We start from the raw sequence: 19933 nt of genomic DNA, 5'->3' as shown, positions 1-19933 counted from the left end.
GTAGAGACGGTGAGCGTTCTCGGCACGCGTCACTGAGGCGGTTGTGTGGGAGCGCCGCCGATGAGGAGTGTTCAGTGAGTTCGGAGTGGTCGGGGACCGGTACGTCCGGTAAGGCAGTGCGACCGAAGGGACGTGTCAGGCGTCCGAAACCGGGCCGTAGCCGACCCGCACGGGTTCCTACCTTGCCGGCATTGCTCTCGGCAGCGGTCGAGAAGAATCCGACGGGTACCGCGCTCGTTTTCGGCGAAACGTCCGTTACGTACGAAGAACTCGACGGGCAGTCGTCGAAGTTGGCTCGGCTGTTGATCTCTCACGGCGTCGGACCGGAACACCTGGTGGCGATCGCGCTCGATCGATCCATCGAGTCGGTGGCCTCGGTATGGGCCGTCGCGAAGTCCGGCGGAGCCTTCCTGCCGATCGATCTGCGGTATCCACCCGGGCGGATCGAGCACATGGTGACCGACTCCGGTGTTCGATGGGGACTGACGACGTCCGACCGGGTGGCCGAGCTGCCCGACGGAGTGTCCTGGATCGCGCTGGACGGGACCGACGAAATGCGGCAACTCGAGCAGTTGTCGGCAGAGCCGATCGCACCGCAGGACCGTCTGGCTCAGCCGGTTCCCGCCAATCTCGCCTACGTGATCTACACGTCCGGGTCGACCGGAAGGCCGAAAGGGGTCGCGGTCACGCACGCCGGACTTGCCCCGCTCGCCGCTACCGTCAACGACACGTTCGAGACCTCCGGTGACTCTCGCACAATGCATTTCGCCTCACCCAGTTTCGACGCCTCCGTGTTGGAACTGCTGATCTCCATCGTGAACGGGTCGATGATGGTGATCGTTCCGTCGGGTGTCTACGGCGGCACGGAATTGACCGAGATCATGGCGAAGCATCGAGTCACTCACGCGATCATCACGCCTGCCGCGCTGACGACCATGGATTCCGGCGACCTTCCCGAACTTCGTGCCCTCGCCGTCGGTGGGGAGACGTTCACCGCGGAGCTGATGGGACGGTGGGCCCGTGGTCGGCAGTTCCACAACGCCTACGGTCCCACCGAAACGACCGTCATCTGCAGTCTGTCCGCCCCGCTCGTCTCCGGCGGAGCGGTCGACATCGGCTCGCCCACAAAGAGTATGGCCAGTCATGTGCTCGACGACCGACTCCGGCCGGTTCCGGTGGGCGTGGTGGGGGAGTTGTACATGAGTGGGCCGGGACTGGCCCGCGGCTATCTCGAGCGCATGGGGCTCACCGCACAACGGTTCGTAGCCAATCCCTTTGCGGCAGAGGGCGATCCGTCGCACTCGCGGATGTACCGAACCGGCGACCTGGTTCGGTGGCGACAGGGCGACAGCGGACCTGTGGTGGAGTACGTCGGTCGCAACGACGCGCAGATTCAGCTGCGAGGCTTTCGCATCGAACTCGGGGAGATCGACGCGGTGCTCGCCGCCGTGGACGGGGTCGACTTCGCCGTGACCGTAGGACACCGACGCGATTCCGGTGCAACCGAACTGGTCGGCTACGTCCTGCCGAACACGGGAGTGGATCTCGTCGTCGATGAGGTGCTGGACGCAGCGAAGCGGTACTTGCCTGCGCACATGGTGCCGACGACGCTGACGATACTCGAGTCGATTCCGCTGACACCGGCGGGCAAGCTCGATCGAAGTGCCCTACCGGAACCGGTGTTCGCGGTGCGCGAGTTCCGCGCTCCGACGACTCCGACCGAGATCGTCGTGGCCGACGTCTTCGCCGACTTGCTCGGTGTGGACGAGGTGGGGTCCAACGACGAGTTCTTCTCGCTGGGCGGCAACTCGCTCCTTGCGACGCAGGCCGCTGCGCGCATCGGCGCAGCGCTCGGGCGCCGAGTGCGACCGCGGGCTCTGTTCGACAATGCCACCGTCGAGTCATTGGCCGCGTCGATCGACGCGGCCGAGGCCGACGCGCTGACCGTACTGGACTCGTCCAGGCCTCGCCCGCAACATGTTCCGCTTTCTCCGGCGCAGCAGCGCATGTGGTTCCTCAACCGGTTCGACACCGCATCGGCGATGAACAACGTGCCGGTGGCTCTGGCTCTGACCGGCGCGCTCGACGTCGATGCGATGCGCGCGGCGATAGACGATGTGATCGCTCGGCACGAGTCGCTGCGCACCGTGTATCCCGAACTCGACGGAACGGGGTTCCAGCAGATTCTCGACGCGTCCGGTGTCGACGTCACCTTGGAGGTCGTTCCGGCGTCACGCGAGTCGGCAGCCGAGGCGGTGGGTGAGTTCCTGTCGAGGGGATTCGACGTGACCACGGAGATTCCGTTTCGGGTGCGGCTGTTCGAGATCACGGACCCGGACGGTTCCGAGCCGGAATTCGTGTTGGCTTTCGTCGCCCACCACATCTCCGCCGACGGGCTGTCCATGGGGCCGCTGTCGCGAGATGTGATGACTGCCTACGTGGCTCGTGCGGCGGGAGACGCACCGAACTGGCCTCCGCTGGCTGTGCAGTACGCCGACTACACACTGTGGCAGCGCGAGATGCTCGGTTCCGAGGACGACCCGAATTCGTTGGTGTCCAAACAGATCGCCTTCTGGGAAGCTGCATTGGCAGGCACCCAGGAGCAACTCCAGTTGCCGTGGAATCGACCACGTCCTCGGGTGGCGTCCGGGCGAGGTGGACTGACGCAGTTCGCCGTCGAGCCCGAGACGTACGAGCGCATCGTCGAACTGGCGCACAGGCATGACGCGACGCCGTTCATGGTGGTGCACGCGGCGTTGGCGGTTCTGCTTGCGCGGATGTCCGGTTCCCTCGACGTCGCCGTCGGTGCGCCGGTCGGTGGTCGCGGCGATGCCGGTCTCGACGATCTGGTCGGTATGTTCGTCAATACGGTGATCCTGCGGACGCGGGTCGACGGAGATCGATCGATTGCGCAGCTTCTCGACCAGGTGCGGATCTCCGACATGGATGCCTTCGAGAACGCAGAGGTGCCGTTCGAGCGTCTGGTCGAGGTGCTCGATCCGGTGCGATCGCAGAGCCGACACCCCCTGGTGCAGGTTGCACTGTTCTTTCAGAATTTCTCCGAGGGGACGTTCGAGCTTCCAGGGTTGACGGTCTCGCGGTTCGGGGCCGCAGCGTTCTCGGCCAAGTTCGATCTGCAGGTCACGGTCACGGAATCGGCGGGTGGACTCGCCGGCGAACTGCTCTATGCGACCGACCTGTTCGACGAGGACACCGTCGTTGCCTTCGGGAAACGGCTGGTGGCGTTGCTCGATGCTGTCACCGAGAATCCCGAGGTTCCGATCGGCGACCACAAGATACTGCCGGAGAACGAGCGATACCGAATCCTGCAGCAGTGGAACGACACCCATCACGCGGAGGTACCCGGTGACGAACTGCTGCTCGACGGATTCGATCGACAGGTCGCCGCGACGCCGGATGCCGTGGCCGTTGTCTTCGGAGACGATGTGCTCACCTATGCCCAGTTCTCGGCTCGGGTGGATGCCGTAGCGCAGCGGTTGCATCAGGACGGCTCCGGTCCCGGCGCTCTCGTCGGGTTGGCCATGAAACGGTCCATCGAACTGGTCGTCGGGATGTACGCGGTGTTGCGCACCGGTGCGGCCTACGTTCCCCTCGATCCCGATCAACCGATCGAGCGAAACGATCACATTCTGTCCACGGCAGATCCGATGGTCGTACTGTCCACCAGCAGAGACGAATTCGCGACGACCAGTGATGTCTCGGTCCTGCTGATCGACGGGGTGGAGCGGATCGATGCTGTGCCCACGTTCGGACGTCCACACTCCGCTGATCTCGCGTACGTCCTGTTCACCTCGGGTTCGACGGGCAGGCCCAAAGGTGTCGCGGTCGAGCATCGGGCCATCGTCAACCAGATGGTCTGGATGGCCGAGGAGTACGGACTCGACAAATCGGACGTGTATCTACAGAAAACGGCGACGACGTTCGACGTGTCACTGTGGGGCTTCTTTCTTCCTCTACGGACCGGCGGGCAGTTGATCATCGCGCCGCCGGGTGCACAGCGCGAGGTCGATGTCGTCGGCGACTTGATCTCCCGACATCGAGTGACCGTGACCGATTTCGTACCGTCGATGTTGACCGTATTCGCGGAATCCGTTGCTGCGGAAGCGATATCTACACTGCGGCACGTATTCGTCATCGGAGAGGCTCTGCCCTCTCGGACGGTGGCGGCCTGCCGTGCAGTGTCGAACGCACGAGTGCACAATCTCTACGGTCCCACCGAGGCGGCCGTGTCGGTGACCTACCGTGATGTCTCCGATGACGCAGCCGACCTCGTTGCCGCGTCCGGCGACGGTTCGGTGTCGATCGGTGTTCCGGAATGGAACACCGCTGTGCGAGTTCTGGATTCGCGATTGAATCCGGTTCCTGCCGGGGTGCCCGGTGAGCTGTATCTGGCGGGTGTGCAGTTGGCCCGCGGTTATGTCGCACGACCGGATCTGACGTCCGAACGGTTCGTGGCCGATCCGTTCGGTAGCGCCGGCGACCGCATGTACCGAACGGGCGACCTGGTGCAATGGTCGATGCTCGGCGACGGCCGAATCGAGTACATCGGACGTACCGACTTCCAGGTCAAGTTCCGCGGTCAGCGCATCGAGCTCGGGGAGATCGAAACCGCTCTGACATCGTTGCCCGGAGTCGGTCAGGCGGTGGTCGTGGTCTCCGGCTCGGTCGCCGGTGACCTTCTCGCTGCGTACCTCGTGCCGGTAGCCGATGCGGTTCTCGACACCGAGGATATTCGCACCAGGCTCGGCTCGCTGGTTCCGACGTACATGGTGCCGTCGGCTTTTGTTGTTCTGCATTCACTTCCGCTGAATCCGGCGGGCAAGCTCGATCGCCGTGCGCTGCCGGATCCGGTGTTCGAGGCACGCGAATTCCGTTCTCCTGCCACCGCGGTGGAGGAGGCAGTGGCGTCGGTGTTCGCGGATGTACTGGGCGTCGAGCGGGTCGGGTCGGACGACGATTTCTTTTCGCTGGGCGGAAACTCGCTGTCGGCGATGAAGCTCGTGTCCCGGTTGGGCCGCTCCCTCGAGGGCGTGACGGTGCCGGTGTCGTGGTTGTTCTCCGATTCCTCGGTCGCAGCATTGGCGTCGCGGATCGATGCGGCGCGTCGTTCCGATACTCCGATCGCCGAAGAGACCGGACTGGATACCGTCGTCGAACTGCGTGGGGGAAGCGGCACGCCACTGTTCTGTGTACATCCGATCGTGGGACTGTCCTGGGCGTTCGGCGGATTGGCGCCGTACGTCGACAGCACCCGGCCCCTCTACGGTCTGCAATCTCCGGTGCTGGCCGGCGACCCGATGCCCGCCTCGATCGACGAGTGGGCATCGATCTTCGTCGATCGCATCCGCGAGATTCAGCCCAGCGGGCCCTACCACCTGCTGGGGTGGTCGATGGGCGGCGTCATCGCTCATGCGGTCGCCGTGCAGTTGCGAGGGCTCGGGGAGATGGTGTCGACGCTGGCAATGATGGATTCGTTCGTGCTGTCCCGAACCACACATCTCGTCGAACGGACAGTGACTGCGGGGGAGGTGCTCGGCGGGTTGGGCATCGACTCCGAACACGACTCGGACGTGTCCGAACTGTCCGTCGATTCCGCCATGGCGCTACTCCGCACGATGCCCGCTCCGTTCGATGCGTTGTCCAGAGATCGGGTGCAGGGCATCGTCGACGGAATCGAACGGTCGGCCACGATGCTGCAGGCCCACGAGCCTGAGCGGTTCGACGGTGAGCTGCTCTATTTCGCGTCCGTCGTCGACGACCCGACAGGTGTTGCCGGTGCATCGACGTGGACCGAGTTCATCGACGGGAAACCGACCGTGACGCAAGTTCATTCGACGCACTGGCAGATGGCGTCGGCGTCGGCGCTCGCCGAGATCGGACCTGTCCTCGACGAATGGATATCTCGCTGACTGAGAGCGGCACCGCCTGCAGTCGTATCGCTGGCAGCTCACATCCGAACGCAACGTCAGTTCGAGGGTAACGAATCCAGCAAAGTACCCGATATCTCGAGTGATGCGTACCGTCGGACGTCAATAGTCCGCCGGGCTGGATCGGGCGAGCGGCGGACGCCCGAGTGTCGTTCGAGTGTGAGGAGCACGACAGTTCATGGGTACCGAGACGTCGGGGACAGCAGGAACGACCGGCGGCGGCAACCCGGTGGAGAACGGTTCGCGAGAGCGGGGCCGGGAAACACGAACCAGGGAGCGGCCGGCACGACGTGAGCGTCCCGTGCGCCGTCGACGCCCCCGCACGCCGCTTCTGCCTCAGCTGCTGGCCTCGGCAGTCGAACTCGGACCCGACTCGGATGCCCTCGTGTTCGACAGCCGAATCTGGACCTACGCCGAGCTCGATGCTCGATCGGCTGCTCTCGCCCGCGTGCTGATCGCGCGTGGCGTCGGTCCCGAGGACTTCGTCGCACTGTCGATTCCGCGCTCCGACCTGTCCGTCATGGCGCTGTGGGCGGTGGCCAAGACCGGCGCGGCATTCGTGCCGATCGATCCGACCTACCCGGCCGACCGGGTGCGGCACATGGTGTCCGACTCCGGCGTGCTGCTGGGGTTGTCCGTCGGCGCGGTGCGCGACGATCTGCCCGCGGAGGTCGAATGGCTGGTGATCGACGACAGTGACATGACTCGGCGTCTCGACGAACTGTCCAGCGAGCCCGTCACGGCGGAGGATCGGGTGCGAGCCCTGGAGCCGACGCATCCGGCATACATGATCTACACCTCCGGATCGACCGGTCTGCCGAAGGGCGTCGTCGTCACTCACGCCGGACTGAGCAACTTCTGCGAGGAGCAGATCGACCGCTACTCGCTGACCGAGCAGTCGCGAGTGCTGCACTTCGCATCACCGAGCTTCGATGCGTCCGTACTCGAACTCCTGATGAGCATCGGCCGGGGTTCGACGATGGTCGTCGCCTCTCCGAAGATTCTCGGTGGGGACGATCTGGCTGCGCTCATCCGCGCGCAGAACGTGAGTCACGCCTTCATCACCCCAGCAGCTCTGGCGTCGGTGAATCCGGCCGACACGGACACTCTGCAGACCGTCGTCGTCGGCGGCGAGGCCTGCCCGCCCGAGCTGGCGAACCGATGGGCACCGGGCCGCCGTTTCTTCAACGGGTACGGGCCGACCGAGACGACGATCATGACCAACATCGGCGGCCCGATCGCCGAGAACGAGCGCGTGACGATCGGCGGGCCCATCCGAGGCGTCAGCGTATATGTGCTCGACGCATCCCTGAACCCGGTCCCCGACGGGGTGGCAGGAGAGCTGTACCTGGCCGGGCCGGGACTTGCCCGCGGCTATCACCAGCGACGTGGACTGACCTCGGATCGCTTCCTTGCCTGTCCGTTCGGTGAGGACGGTGCGCGGATGTACCGCACCGGAGACGTCGTGCGCTGGCGGGTGGTCGAGGGTGAGCGAGTGGTCGAATACATCGGCCGCAACGACTTTCAGGTCAAGATTCGCGGCTTCCGCGTCGAACTCGGTGAGATCGACGCCGTTCTGGCGGCCGACGAGAGCGTCGAATTCGCCGTGACGGTCGGCCGCGAGACACCGTCGAAGTCCACCGCCCTCGTCTCGTACGTACTGCCCGCGGCGACGTCGGAATTCGACGAGCGAGCACTTCTTTCGGTTGCGGCACAACATCTTCCACGACACATGGTTCCGTCGATGATCATCGCACTCGACTCGATCCCGTTGACGCCGGTCGGCAAGCTGGATCGGGCCGCGTTGCCCGCTCCGGTCTTCGCCGCGGCAGAGTTCCGTTCTCCGTCGACGCCCTCCGAAATCACCGTCGCACAGATCTTCGGCGAGCTGCTCGGCATGGACCGAGTCGGTGCCGACGACGACTTCTTCGACCTCGGCGGAAACTCCCTGATCGCAACGCAACTGGCCGCGCGTCTCGGAGCTGCGACCGGAACCCGAGTGCCGGCACGCACGGTCTTCGAGTTCTCGACCGTGCAATCCCTCGCTGCCCGCGTGGAGAGTGCCTCGTCCGATGGCGACAACGCCGCGAGCCGACCGCAGCCGGTGCTGGCGACGAGGGAGCGGCCCGAGCGGATCCCACTGTCGTTGGCTCAGCGACGGATGTGGTTCCTCAACCGCTTCGACACCGCGTCGGGAGCGAACAACATTCCGGCCGCCATCGAACTGCGCGGAATTCTCGACGTCTCGGCGCTGTCCTCCGCGATCGACGATGTCGTCGATCGTCACGAATCGCTGCGCACGTACTACCCCGAGGTCGACGGGATCGGGTACCAGATGGTGCGGGACGCGGTCGAGAGTGGAGTCACGCTCGAGATCGAAACGATCGGGGCCGATGCGGTCGCGCGTCGGGTTCAGGAGCTGGCTTTCGCGGGCTTCGATGTGACCCAGCAGGTCCCGGTGCGGTTGCACCTGTTGCATCTGGGCACCGATCACTACGTCTTCGTGCTGGTGGCCCACCACATCACCGCCGACGGCTCGTCCGTCGCACCGATGGTGCGAGACATCATGACCGCCTACGCCGCTCGCAGCGCGGGGACTGCACCCGGCTGGGAACCACTGGCAGTGCAGTACGCCGATTACACGCTGTGGCAGCACGAGGTGCTCGGATCCGACGACGATCCCGACTCCGTTGCACATCAGCAGATTTCGTTCTGGAAAGACAACCTCGAGGGGTTGCCGGATCAGCTCGACCTGCCGACCGACCGTAGCCGTCCACTCGATCCGACCGGAGTCGGTCGGGTACTCGGATTCGACATCGACGCGGCGTCGACGGCGGCGATCGGGCGTCTGGCCCGCGAGCACGGGGCCACGCCGTTCATGGTGGTACACACCGCCTTCGCGGTGCTGCTCGCCCGCCTGTCCGATTCCACGGACGTCGTCGTCGGATCGCCGATCGCCGGTCGAGGTGAGCAGGCGCTCGACGACGTGATCGGAATGTTCGTCAACACCCTCGTTCTGCGTACCGCCGTCGACGCGTCCCGCACATTCTCGGACCTGCTTTCCCAGGTTCGCGAAGCCGATCTGCAGGCGTTCGCGCACGCGGACCTTCCGTTCGAGCGTTTGGTCGAGGTGCTCGACCCTGTTCGCTCCGGCGACCGCCACCCGCTGTTCCAGGTGGCTCTGTTCTTCCAGAACCAGCCCACAGGCACACTCGAGCTGCCGGAGCTGACGGTGTCCCCGCTGGACTTCGGTGAGGTGGTCGCGAAGTTCGACCTGCAACTGGTCCTGGAGGATCGCGCCGCCGGTACCGAGGAGCACGCGCTCGCGGGCACGTTCACCTATGCGGCGGATCTGTTCGACGAGGCGACGGTGCGTGGAATCGCCCACCGCTTCGTCCTGCTGCTCGCTCGACTCGTCGATGCGCCGACACTTCCGGTCGGCGATGTGGATCTGCTCGACGCCGCCGAGCGGGCACTGTCCACCCAACATGCGGCCGTCGATGCAGTCGCGGTGCCGGACCGGTCGATCCTGGACGCCTACGTGCGGCAGGTATCCGCGACACCCGATTCGCCGGCGGTGACGTTCGAGGACGTCACGCTGACCTACGCGGAGTTCGACCACCGAGTCAATGCGCTTGCGCGGCATCTGATCTCGCGCGGTGTCGGCCCCGAGGTGCTCGTCGCCGTGTCCATCAGGCGCTCGATCGACCTGCTGGTGGCGATCTACGCCGTGGTTCGAGCGGGCGGCGCCTACGTGCCGATCGATCCTGATCTCCCGAGCGAACGCCGAGCCCACATCCTCGGCACGGCGGCGCCGTTGTGTCTGCTCACCAGCGCCGCCGACATCGAACCCGACGAGACCAGCGGGCACGAGACGGTGCCGGAATCCATCGCGATCGACACCCTCGATCCGGCGCTCGACGGTTCTCCTCTGCGCGCGAACGAGTTGCGCCCCCTGCACACAGCCAGTCCCGCCTATGTCATCTTCACCTCCGGCTCGACCGGAAACCCCAAGGGCGTCGCGGTGTCCCACCGCGCGGTCGAGAACCAGCTGGCCTGGATGACGGCACAGTACGACGTGGCGGACACCGACGTCTATTTCCAGAAGACCGCAACCACCTTCGACGTGTCGGTGTGGGGCTTCTTCTTGCCGTTGCGTACCGGGGGCCGCATCGTTCTCGCGACGCCGGACGGGCATCGCGATCCCGAGTACATCTCGGCCTCGATCGCCCGGCACGGGGTGACACTCACGGACTTCGTGCCGTCGATGCTCACCGTGTTCGCTGCGCACGCACGCGCCGCCGAATGCGCCACGCTGCGTGACATCTTCGTCATCGGTGAGGCGTTGCCGCCTGCGACCGTGACCGATTTCGGTCGCGTCAGCACTGCTCGCGTCCACAATCTCTACGGGCCCACCGAGGCCGCGGTGTCGGTGACTCAGCATCGCGCGGAGCCGGATTCGCGTGGTTCGATACCCATCGGTGTCGCCGAATGGAACGTCGGCGCACTGGTACTCGACCGACGCCTTCACCCTGTGCCGACAGGTGTGCAGGGCGAGCTGTATCTGGTCGGCGACCAACTCGCTCGGGGCTACGTCGCCCGTCCGGATCTGACATCGGACCGGTTCGTCGCCGACGTGAGCGGCTCCGGCACTCGGATGTATCGCACCGGTGACCTGGTTCGCCGTCGACCCGACGGCGTGCTCGACTACATCGGGCGCAGCGATTTTCAGGTGAAGTTCCGCGGCCAGCGCATCGAACTCGGCGACATCGAATCTGCGTTGCTCACCTCTGCCGATGTCAACCAGGCCGTGGTGCTGGTGGTGCCGACGGCCACCGGTGACCAGCTCGTGGCCTACGTGGTGCCGGCGGTCGGTGCCGCACCCGATCGTGCATCTGTGACCGAGTTCGCCAAGAACTTGTTGCCCGCGTACATGATTCCGAGTGCCGTCGTTGTCCTCGGCGAACTTCCGTTGAACTCGAGCGGCAAGTTGGACCGTCGCGCACTACCGTCCCCGTCGATCGATACCCGGCAGTACCGCGCACCGTCGACACCGGTGGAGGAGATCGTCGCGGCATCGTTCGGCGATGTTCTGGGCGTCGAGCGCGTCGGACTCGACGACGACTTCTTCGATCTGGGCGGGAACTCTCTCATCGCCACCCGTCTCGTCGCACGGGTGGGTGTTGCCGCCGGATGGCGCGTTCCGGTTCGAGCGCTGTTCGAGGCCTCCACTGTCGCCGCCTTCGCTGCGGCGGTCTCGGCGTTGTCGTCCGAGCGATCCGTTCCGAAGCTCGAGTCTGTCGAGCGTCCGGCGGAGATCCCGCTGTCGTACGCACAGCAGCGGATGTGGTTCCTCAACCAGTTCGACACCACCTCGGCCGCCGACAATCTGCCGTTGGCGATTTCGCTGACCGGTGATCTGGATGTGGTTGCGCTACAGGGTGCGGTATCCGACATCGTGCATCGACACGAGTCGCTGCGGACGCTGTATCCCGAAACCGACGGTCGGGCACGGCAATCGGTGGTGACCGACGGCATCGAGGTGCCCGATCTCACGCCCATCGCCGTCGCGCCGAACGAACTCGTCGCGGTTCTGACCGACGCCATGAGCATGCCGTTCGATGTGACGATCCAGGTACCGCTGAGAGCGTGGCTCTACCGGCTGGGTGAGCGCGAGCACGTACTGGCCGTGGTGGTGCACCACATCAGCGGTGACGCATTCTCGATGGGGCCGCTCGCGCGGGATCTTGCGGTGGCGTATTCGGCTCGCACGGCGGGGTCCGCCCCGGGCTGGTCGGATCTGGCCGTGCAGTACGCGGACTACACCCTGTGGCAGCGTCGCGTACTGGGCGAGGAGACCGACCCGGAGTCGGTGCTCTCGAAGCAGTTGGACTTCTGGACTCGGACGCTGGCCGGAATTCCCGATCGAGTGGATCTACCCACGGACCGACCTCGTCCACCGGTGATCAGCAACAGGGGAGCGGCGGCTCGTTTCGAGATCGACGCCTCCCTGCACGCCTCCCTCGGCCGGGTCGCGCGCGAGAGTGGTTCGACGCTGTTCATGGTGGTCCACGCAGCGCTCGCCGTGCTGTTGGCACGATTGGCAGCCACCGACGACGTCGTGATCGGTACGCCGATCGCAGGCCGCGGGGACGCCGCCCTCGACGACCTCGTCGGGATGTTCGTCAACACGCTCGTGCTGCGGACCGACGTGCAGCCGAGCAGCCGGTTCGCGACCGTTCTGAACACCGTGCGGCACGCGGACCTCGAGGCCTTCGCGCATGCCGATGTGCCGTTCGAGCGTCTGGTGGAACAGCTGAACCCCGAACGTTCGCAGTCCCGGCACCCCCTGTTCCAGATTGCGCTCTCGTTCCAGAACCCGGCTACGAGTTCTCTGACGCTGCCCGATCTGACGATCGCCGGTGTCGACATCGAGGACACGAGCGCAAAGTTCGACATGCAGTTCACGCTGTCCGAACAAGCCCATCCCGACGGCACCGCCGACGGCATGGCAGGCGTGATCACCTACGCCACAGACTTGTTCGATGCCGACACCGTCGACGAGATCTCGGCGCGGCTCGTACGGGTGCTGGCCGCCGTTGCGGCCGATCCCGAGACGGTGGTGGGAGATATCGAGTTGTCGGCACCCAGCGAGGCGCAGGATCTGCTGCGCGGGCCGGTGGGAACCGTCGCCCCGCGAACCCTCGCGGATCTGATGGCCGATGCCGTCGCGGCGAACCCGGACGGAACTGCGCTGGCGCAGGGCAGCAACCAGGTGACCTATCGCGAGCTCGACGAGACGTCCGCCGCGATCGCGGAGATTCTGCGGGGTCGCGGTGTCGGACCGGGCACCACGGTGGCTGTCGCCACCCGCCGCGGCATCTCGTCGGTGACCGCGGTGTGGGCTGTGACTGCATCCGGCGCGGCCTTCGTGCCCGTCGATCCCGACTACCCGGACGATCGAGTTCGCTTCATGCTCAGCGACTCCGGCGTACGGATCGGGCTCACGACATCGGATGTCGTCGAGTCACTGCCGACCGAGGTGGACTGGATCGTCGTCGATGCACTCGTGCAGTCGAATACGACAGTGGTGCAGCCTGATTCGATGGACCGTGCGAAGGCCGACGACGCCGCGTACGTCATCTACACCTCCGGCTCCACCGGAAAGCCCAAGGGCGTGGTCGTCACGCATCGCGGCCTGGCCAACTTCGCGGCCGAGCAGAGAGAGCGATACAGGCTGACCGAGCAATCCCGCGCGTTGCACTTCGCGTCGCCCAGTTTCGACGCGTCGGTTCTCGAACTGCTTCTCGCGGTTGCCTCCGCGTCCACCCTGGTGATCGCGCCACCGCGCACATACGGCGGCGGCGAGCTGGAGGCACTGATCACGCGGGAGTCGGTAACGCACACGTTCCTGACTCCGACGGTTCTGGCCTCGATCGATCCCGACGCGGTGACCGGTCTCGAGGTCGTGATCGCAGGCGGCGAGCAGTGCTCGCCGGAGCTGGTGCAGCGCTGGTCCACTCACGTTCGGTTCTTCAACGGCTACGGCCCGACCGAGACCACCATCATGACCAACATCAGCGACGCTCTGAGCCCCGGCGACCTGTTGTCCATCGGCGGGCCCATCCGGGGAATGGCGTCGTACGTCCTGGATTCGCGCCTGCGTCCGGTACCGCTCGGCGTCACCGGCGAGCTCTACCTCGCCGGTGTGCAGCTCTCTCGGGGATACCTTCGGCGGCACGGGCTGACGGCCGAGCGTTTCGTCGCGAATCCGTTCGGCGACGCCGGAGACCGGATGTACCGAACGGGTGACGTCGTACGCTGGCGAAAGAGCAACGGCAGCAACGTGATCGAGTACGTGGGCCGCTCGGACTTCCAGGTCAAGATCCGCGGATTCCGCATCGAGCTCGGTGAGATCGACTCCGTCGTCGCGACCTACCCTAGCGTCGACTTCGTGGCCACCCTCGGGCGGACGCTTGCCTCCGGCGGCACCGCCCTCGTGTCCTACGTGCGCTTGCGGCCGGGAGCTCACATCGACGCCGCCGACGTTCGTGAGCACGTCGGGAAATCGCTTCCTGCACACATGGTGCCCTCGGCCGTCGTCGTGGTGGACGAAGTGCCGCTGACCCCGGTGGGCAAACTCGACCGAAACGCGTTGCCGGAACCGGTGTTCGAGACCACTGCAGGTCGCGAACCGACCACCGACACCGAGCGCGCCCTGAGCGAGGTGTTCGCGGAGGTACTGGGTGTCGACACCGTGGGCGTGGACGACTCGTTCTTCGCCCTGGGCGGTGACAGCATCGTGTCCATCCAGCTGGTCTCGCGCGCCCGGGCTCGCGGCCTGAACTTCGGACCGCGGGACGTGTTCGAGCTCAGAACCGTTGCCGCACTGGCCGAGATCGTGGAATCCGGTGCCGCCGACGTACTCGAGGAACTTCCCGGCGGCGGAGTGGGGACGATTCCGCTGACCCCGGCCGTCGGCTTCATGGTCGAGCGCGCCGGTGGCTTCGATCGGTTCACCCAGAACCTCGCTCTCGAGCTTCCCGCCGGCATCACCGAGAACCAGATAGTCGCCACCCTCACCGCCGTGATCGATCGCCACGACATGTTGCGCGCGGTGCTGCAACGCGACGTCGACGGTGCGTGGGTGTTGCGCACGCGCGAGCAGGGCGGTGTCGATGTCGCGGCGGCCGTCACGCGCACGGCCGTCGATCCGGCCCTCGATGACGATGGTCGTCTGACCCTCGCTGCGTCGGCACTCGAGGGTGCGCTGAGTCGTCTGGACCCAGCGGCCGGACGAGTCGTCGAGTTCGCGTGGCTCGATCCGACGTCACCGTCCGGGGAAGGAACCGACGACACGGGCAGGCTCATCGTCGCTGCCCACCACCTCGTCGTCGACGGCGTGTCCTGGCGCATCATCGTTCCCGATCTGATTTCTGCCTGGCTGCAGGTGTCCGCGGGGTCGGTACCGACACTCGATGCGGTCGGCACGTCGTTCCGGCGGTGGGCGCACGCGCTGGTCGACAACGCGGGTTCCGATGTTCGTCGAGCCGAATTGCCCTACTGGACTTCGGTTCTGGACCGGATCGAGCTGCCCGTCGGTACGCGCCACTTCGACCCCGCGGTGGACTTGGCATCGACTGTGCGCAAGGTGCACATCGAGGTGGACGAGGCCACGACCGAGGCCGTGACGACGGCGATCCCGACTGCCTTCAACGCCGGTGTCGACGATGTTCTCCTCGCCGCGCTCTCGCTCGCGGTGGCCCGCTGGCGTGACGAGCGGGGTGTGCAGTCTTCGTCGGTTCTGATCAGACTCGAGGGTCACGGGCGCGAGGAGTCGCTGGCCACAGGGGCCGATCTGTCCCGTACGGTCGGCTGGTTCACCGGCATCTACCCCGTTCGACTCGAACTCGAGACCATCGACGTGGGCGACGCCTACTCGGGTGGCATCGCTGCCGGTGCCGCCGTGAAGTCGGTCAAGGAGCAGCTGCGATCGATTCCGGACAAGGGGCTGGGCTACGGATTGCTGCGGTACATGGGCGACCCGGCGTTCGCACCACCCTCGGCAGCGCACGCGCAGATCAGCTTCAACTACCTGGGCCGAGTGTCGGCGGCCGACATACCCGAGGGCATGGAGAAGGTCGGGTGGATTCCGGCCGGGGACCTCGGTGACCTCACCGGGACGCCCGACGTGGACGCCCCCGCCATGGCTCCGATCGACATCAACGCCGTTGTGGTCGGTGGACGCCTCACCGCAGACTTCGGCTTCCCGACGACCCTGTTGTCGGAGTCCGACGTTCAGGCCTTGGCCGAGCACTGGCGAGATGCGCTGACGTCCATCGTCGAGCACGGCCGAAACGACGGTGCCGGAGGTCTGACCCCGTCGGATCTGCCGCTCGTGCAGCTGACTCAGCGCGACATCGAGCGGGTAGAGGCACAGCTGCCGTCGGTGCGCGACATCTGGCCGCTGTCGCCGCTGCAGAACGGACTGCTGTTCCACGCGTCGATCTCCGAGGCCACGACCGACGTGTACACCACACAGATCCAGCTGCACCTCGGCGGCGACGTCGACGCGGAGCGGCTGCACCTAGCGGCGGATCGGATTCTCGAACGGTATTCCAACCTGCGCACCGCATACCTGCGCGACGAGACAGGCAATGCCGTACAGGTCGTCGTCGACTCGGTTCGCGTGCCGTGGCGAACAATCGATCTCACTGTTGCCGAACATGATTCGAAGTCTGCGGACGAGTTGCTGAGTGCCGAACAAGCGCTCGGATTCGATATGACCGCGCCGCCGCTGATCAGGTTCTTGTTGATCCGCACGGCCGCCGATCGGTGGACGCTCGGCGTGACCAGCCACCACATTCTGCTCGACGGCTGGTCGATGCCCATCTTGATGAAGGATCTGCTGGTCCTGTACGCGACCCGCGGCGAGACATCCGTTCTGCCGAGGGTCCGTCCTTACCGCAATTTCCTCGCGTGGCTGTCCACGCGTGACCTCGACGACTCACTGGACGCGTGGCGACGGGCGTTCGCAGGACTGGACGACCCGACGCTGATCTCGCAGCACGGCTCCGCGGATTCCGACTCTCCTGCTATAGCCGAGAAGAGATTCGTCCTCAGCGGTGCGGACGCCGCTCGGTTGTCGGACCGCGCGTCGGAACTGGGCGTCACGATGAACACTCTGGTTCAGGTTGCGTGGGGAGTTCTGCTCTCGCGCTTGCTGACTCGCGACGATGTCGTGTTCGGAACCACGGTGTCCGGTCGTCCGGCGGAGCTCGACGGCATCGAATCGATGGTCGGTCTGTTCATCAACACCGTTCCGGTCCGATTCACCCAGGACGCGAACTCGAGCATCGAGGATCTGGTGCACCGCACGCAGAGGGAGCAGGCGGAACTTCTCGATCATCATTACGTGGGTCTGACCGACATCCAGCAGGCGGTCGGCTCGGGAGCAGTGTTCGACACCCTGGTGGTGTTCGAGTCGTACCCGATCGACAAGTCCGGTTTATCCGCGGCGAGCTCGATCGACGGGATGAGCGTCCTCGGTGTCGACACCAAGGACGCAACTCACTACCCGTTGACCCTGGTGGTCGTAGCCGACGCCGAGATCACCTTCACGCTGAAGTATCGGGCCGATCTCGTCGACGCCGACGCCGTGGAATCGATGACGACGAGATTTGCTCGGGTACTGGACTCCGTCGCCGACGGATCGAACGGAGCCGACAAGGCAGGTTCCATCGACATCCTCGACGGTGCCGAGCGGGCGCAGGTGCTGCAGACCTGGAACGGTGTGACGGAAACCGTTGCTTCCGAGCTCGATTCCGAGGCGGAGGACGAGTCGCTGATCTCCCTGTTCGAGAAGCAGGTACTGGCCGCACCCGACGCTGTCGCCGTGGTCTTCGGTGACGAACGCGTGACCTACCGCGAGCTCGACCTACGAGCCGAGAAGCTGGTCGGCACGCTCGTGGACGCCGGTGCGGGACGGGAAACCTTGGTTGCCATAGCGCTTCCCCGCGGTATCGAGCTGATCGTCGGCTTGCTGGCCGTGCTGAAGTCCGGTGCCGGCTACCTCCCCGTCGACACGTCGCTGCCGCTCGACCGGGCGCGCTTCATGATCGAGGATGCACGTCCGACGTGTGTACTGACGGACCGCGACGGCGGGGCGTCGTACGCCGAATTCGGTGTGCCGGTCATCGCGTGGGAGGGTGCGGGTGCGACCGAGCAGGCTTCGGTGACCCGACCCGATACGGCGCGCAGTGGTGCCGATCTCGCGTACGTCATCTACACCTCCGGTTCCACCGGCACGCCGAAAGGCGTTGCGATACCCAACGAGAACGTCGTACGGCTGTTCCGCAACACCGATCGGACATTCGACTTCGGACCGAGTGACGTGTGGACGATGTTCCACTCGTTCGCGTTCGACTTCTCCGTGTGGGAGATCTGGGGACCGTTGTTGCACGGCGGCACTCTGGTGGTGGTGGATCATGCCACGTCCCGGTCGCCTCGGGAGTTCGTCGAGCTCGTGGCGCGCGAGGGCGTGACGATGCTCAGCCAGACGCCATCGGCGTTCTATCAGTTCGTCGATGCCGAGCGGGCCGCGTCGTCGTCTCCGACGGCGTTGCGACACATCGTGTTCGGCGGCGAGGCCCTGGATCCGAGCAAGCTCACCGGATGGTTCGACGCGCACGGAGTCGATGCGCCGCTGCTGAGCAACATGTACGGGATCACCGAGACCACGGTGCACGTGACACATCATGAGGTCCGTGGTGTCGACGAGAGTGTCCGACACCCAATCGGGACCGCAATCGACGGCCTCGGAACCTACGTCCTCGATCAGGGTCTGCGTCCAGTGCCGGTCGGAGTGGTGGGCGAGGTCTATGTCTTCGGAGTGCAGCTCGCGCGCGGGTACCTCGGACGTGCAGGACTGACGGTAGGACGCTTCGTCGCGAATCCGTTCCAGGGCGTCGGCGCGCGTATGTACCGCACCGGCGATCTGGCGCAGTGGACGCCGCAGGGCACCCTCGACTACGTCGGACGGGCGGACTCGCAGGTGCAGTTGCGAGGCTTCAGGATCGAGCTCGGCGAGGTCGAAGCAGCGCTTCGGTCCGCACCCGGTGTAGCGCAGGCTGTCGCCATCGTCCGCGAGGACGAGCACCTCGGATCCCGACTCGTCGGATACCTGGTGCCGGACGACGGGTCCGTGGATCTCGATCATGTGCGCGGGCACGCCGCGCAGAGCCTGGCGTCGTACATGGTTCCCGACGCCCTGATGGTCCTCGAGTCGTTGCCGTTGACGGTCAACGGCAAGCTCGATCGTCGCGCACTACCTGACCCGCAGGTGCGCCGGATCGAGTTTCGCGCGCCGACCACAGATCTCGAAGCGGATGTGGCTGCCTCGGTGGCCGACGTGCTCGGGCTCGACGACGTCGGGCTCGACGACAGATTCTTCGAGCTGGGCGGTAATTCGTTGCTCGCTGCGAAGCTCGCGGCTCGGATCCGATCGCGGTGCGGGTCGGCGGTGCAGGTGCAGTGGGTCTTGACCGAGCCCACCGTCGAGCTGCTCGCGCGTCGGATCCACGAGGCGGCGGGTTCGGCAGCGGGCGGTGCTGCCGCAGATCCGCTGGCGGCGATACTTCCCATCCGAGCCGGTGGCGACCGTCCGGCGTTGTTCTGTATTCATCCGATGATCGGGCTGGCGTGGAACTATGCCGCGTTGGCCGAGACCACTGCACCGGGACGCCCCATCTACGGCGTGCAGCTTCCGCAGTTGCGCGACGCATCGGACTCGATGCGCACCATGGTGGAGCAGGCCGAGTTGTACGCACGGGAGATCGTTCGCGTGCAGCCGACCGGACCCATCCATCTTCTGGGGTGGTCCTTCGGTGGCGTCCTTGCTCACGCGGTAGCTGTTGCACTGCGAGCTGCCGGTCACGAAGTCGGCGTCGTAGCGATGCTCGACAGTCTCCCCACCGTCGACGAGGCGGTGTTCGCCGAAGAGTTCGCGGACAATCTGCGCGCGCTCGGGATCGGTGGGGCGGGGGAGCTCACCGACTTGCGCAGCGAGGCCACTCGCCGGCAGGTCGTCGATCTCGTGCTGGCCGAACTGGACATGTTCGACGAGCTACAGGTGTCGACGCTGTACGAGGACGCTCTCGCGAGCGCGACGAAGATCAACGGCTACTCGCCGGTGGCACTCGAGGGAGATCTGCTGTTCTTCTCAGCAGTCCGAGATCACCCGTCCGCAGGCGACGCGGCGCTGCTCTGGTCGCCGTACGTGGGCGGCACCATCGAGAACGTCGATGTCGAGGCCACGCACGCGAACATGACTTCAGCAGAGTCGCTGGTGGTGGTCGGACGGGCACTCGACACAGCGATGGACGCCGCCGAGCGGTGAATGTCGGTCGAGCCGGAGGCCGTGATGGGCGGCCCCGGAGTCGACTTGCGCCGTAGGACCGTGGGGTCCGAGCGACCGGACCGTCAGG

At 65.7% G+C, this 19933-nt stretch carries 2 protein-coding genes; both read left to right on the top strand.

The window, feature by feature from the left end:
- Positions 1-74: 74 nt before the first annotated feature.
- Positions 75-5930, top strand: a complete 5856-nt coding sequence (locus tag BH93_RS18165) for an amino acid adenylation domain-containing protein (RefSeq protein ID WP_242459003.1) — start codon at positions 75-77, stop codon at positions 5928-5930.
- A 196-nt stretch (positions 5931-6126) separates the two neighbouring features.
- The gene (locus BH93_RS18160; protein WP_080739208.1) at positions 6127-19845 is read left to right on the top strand and encodes a non-ribosomal peptide synthetase; all 13719 of its coding nucleotides are present in this window, start codon (positions 6127-6129) and stop codon (positions 19843-19845) included.
- Positions 19846-19933 lie beyond the last annotated feature (88 nt).

The sequence above is a fragment of the Rhodococcoides fascians A25f genome, assembly GCF_000760935.2.
GTDB lineage: Bacteria > Actinomycetota > Actinomycetes > Mycobacteriales > Mycobacteriaceae > Rhodococcoides.
This window is presented reverse-complemented; position numbering and strand designations above follow the sequence as displayed.

Excerpts from the sequence above, each read along its gene's own strand:
- BH93_RS18160 (WP_080739208.1), top strand. The coding sequence starts at position 6,127 with ATGGGTACCGAGACGTCGGGGACAGCAGGAACGACCGGCGGCGGCAAC.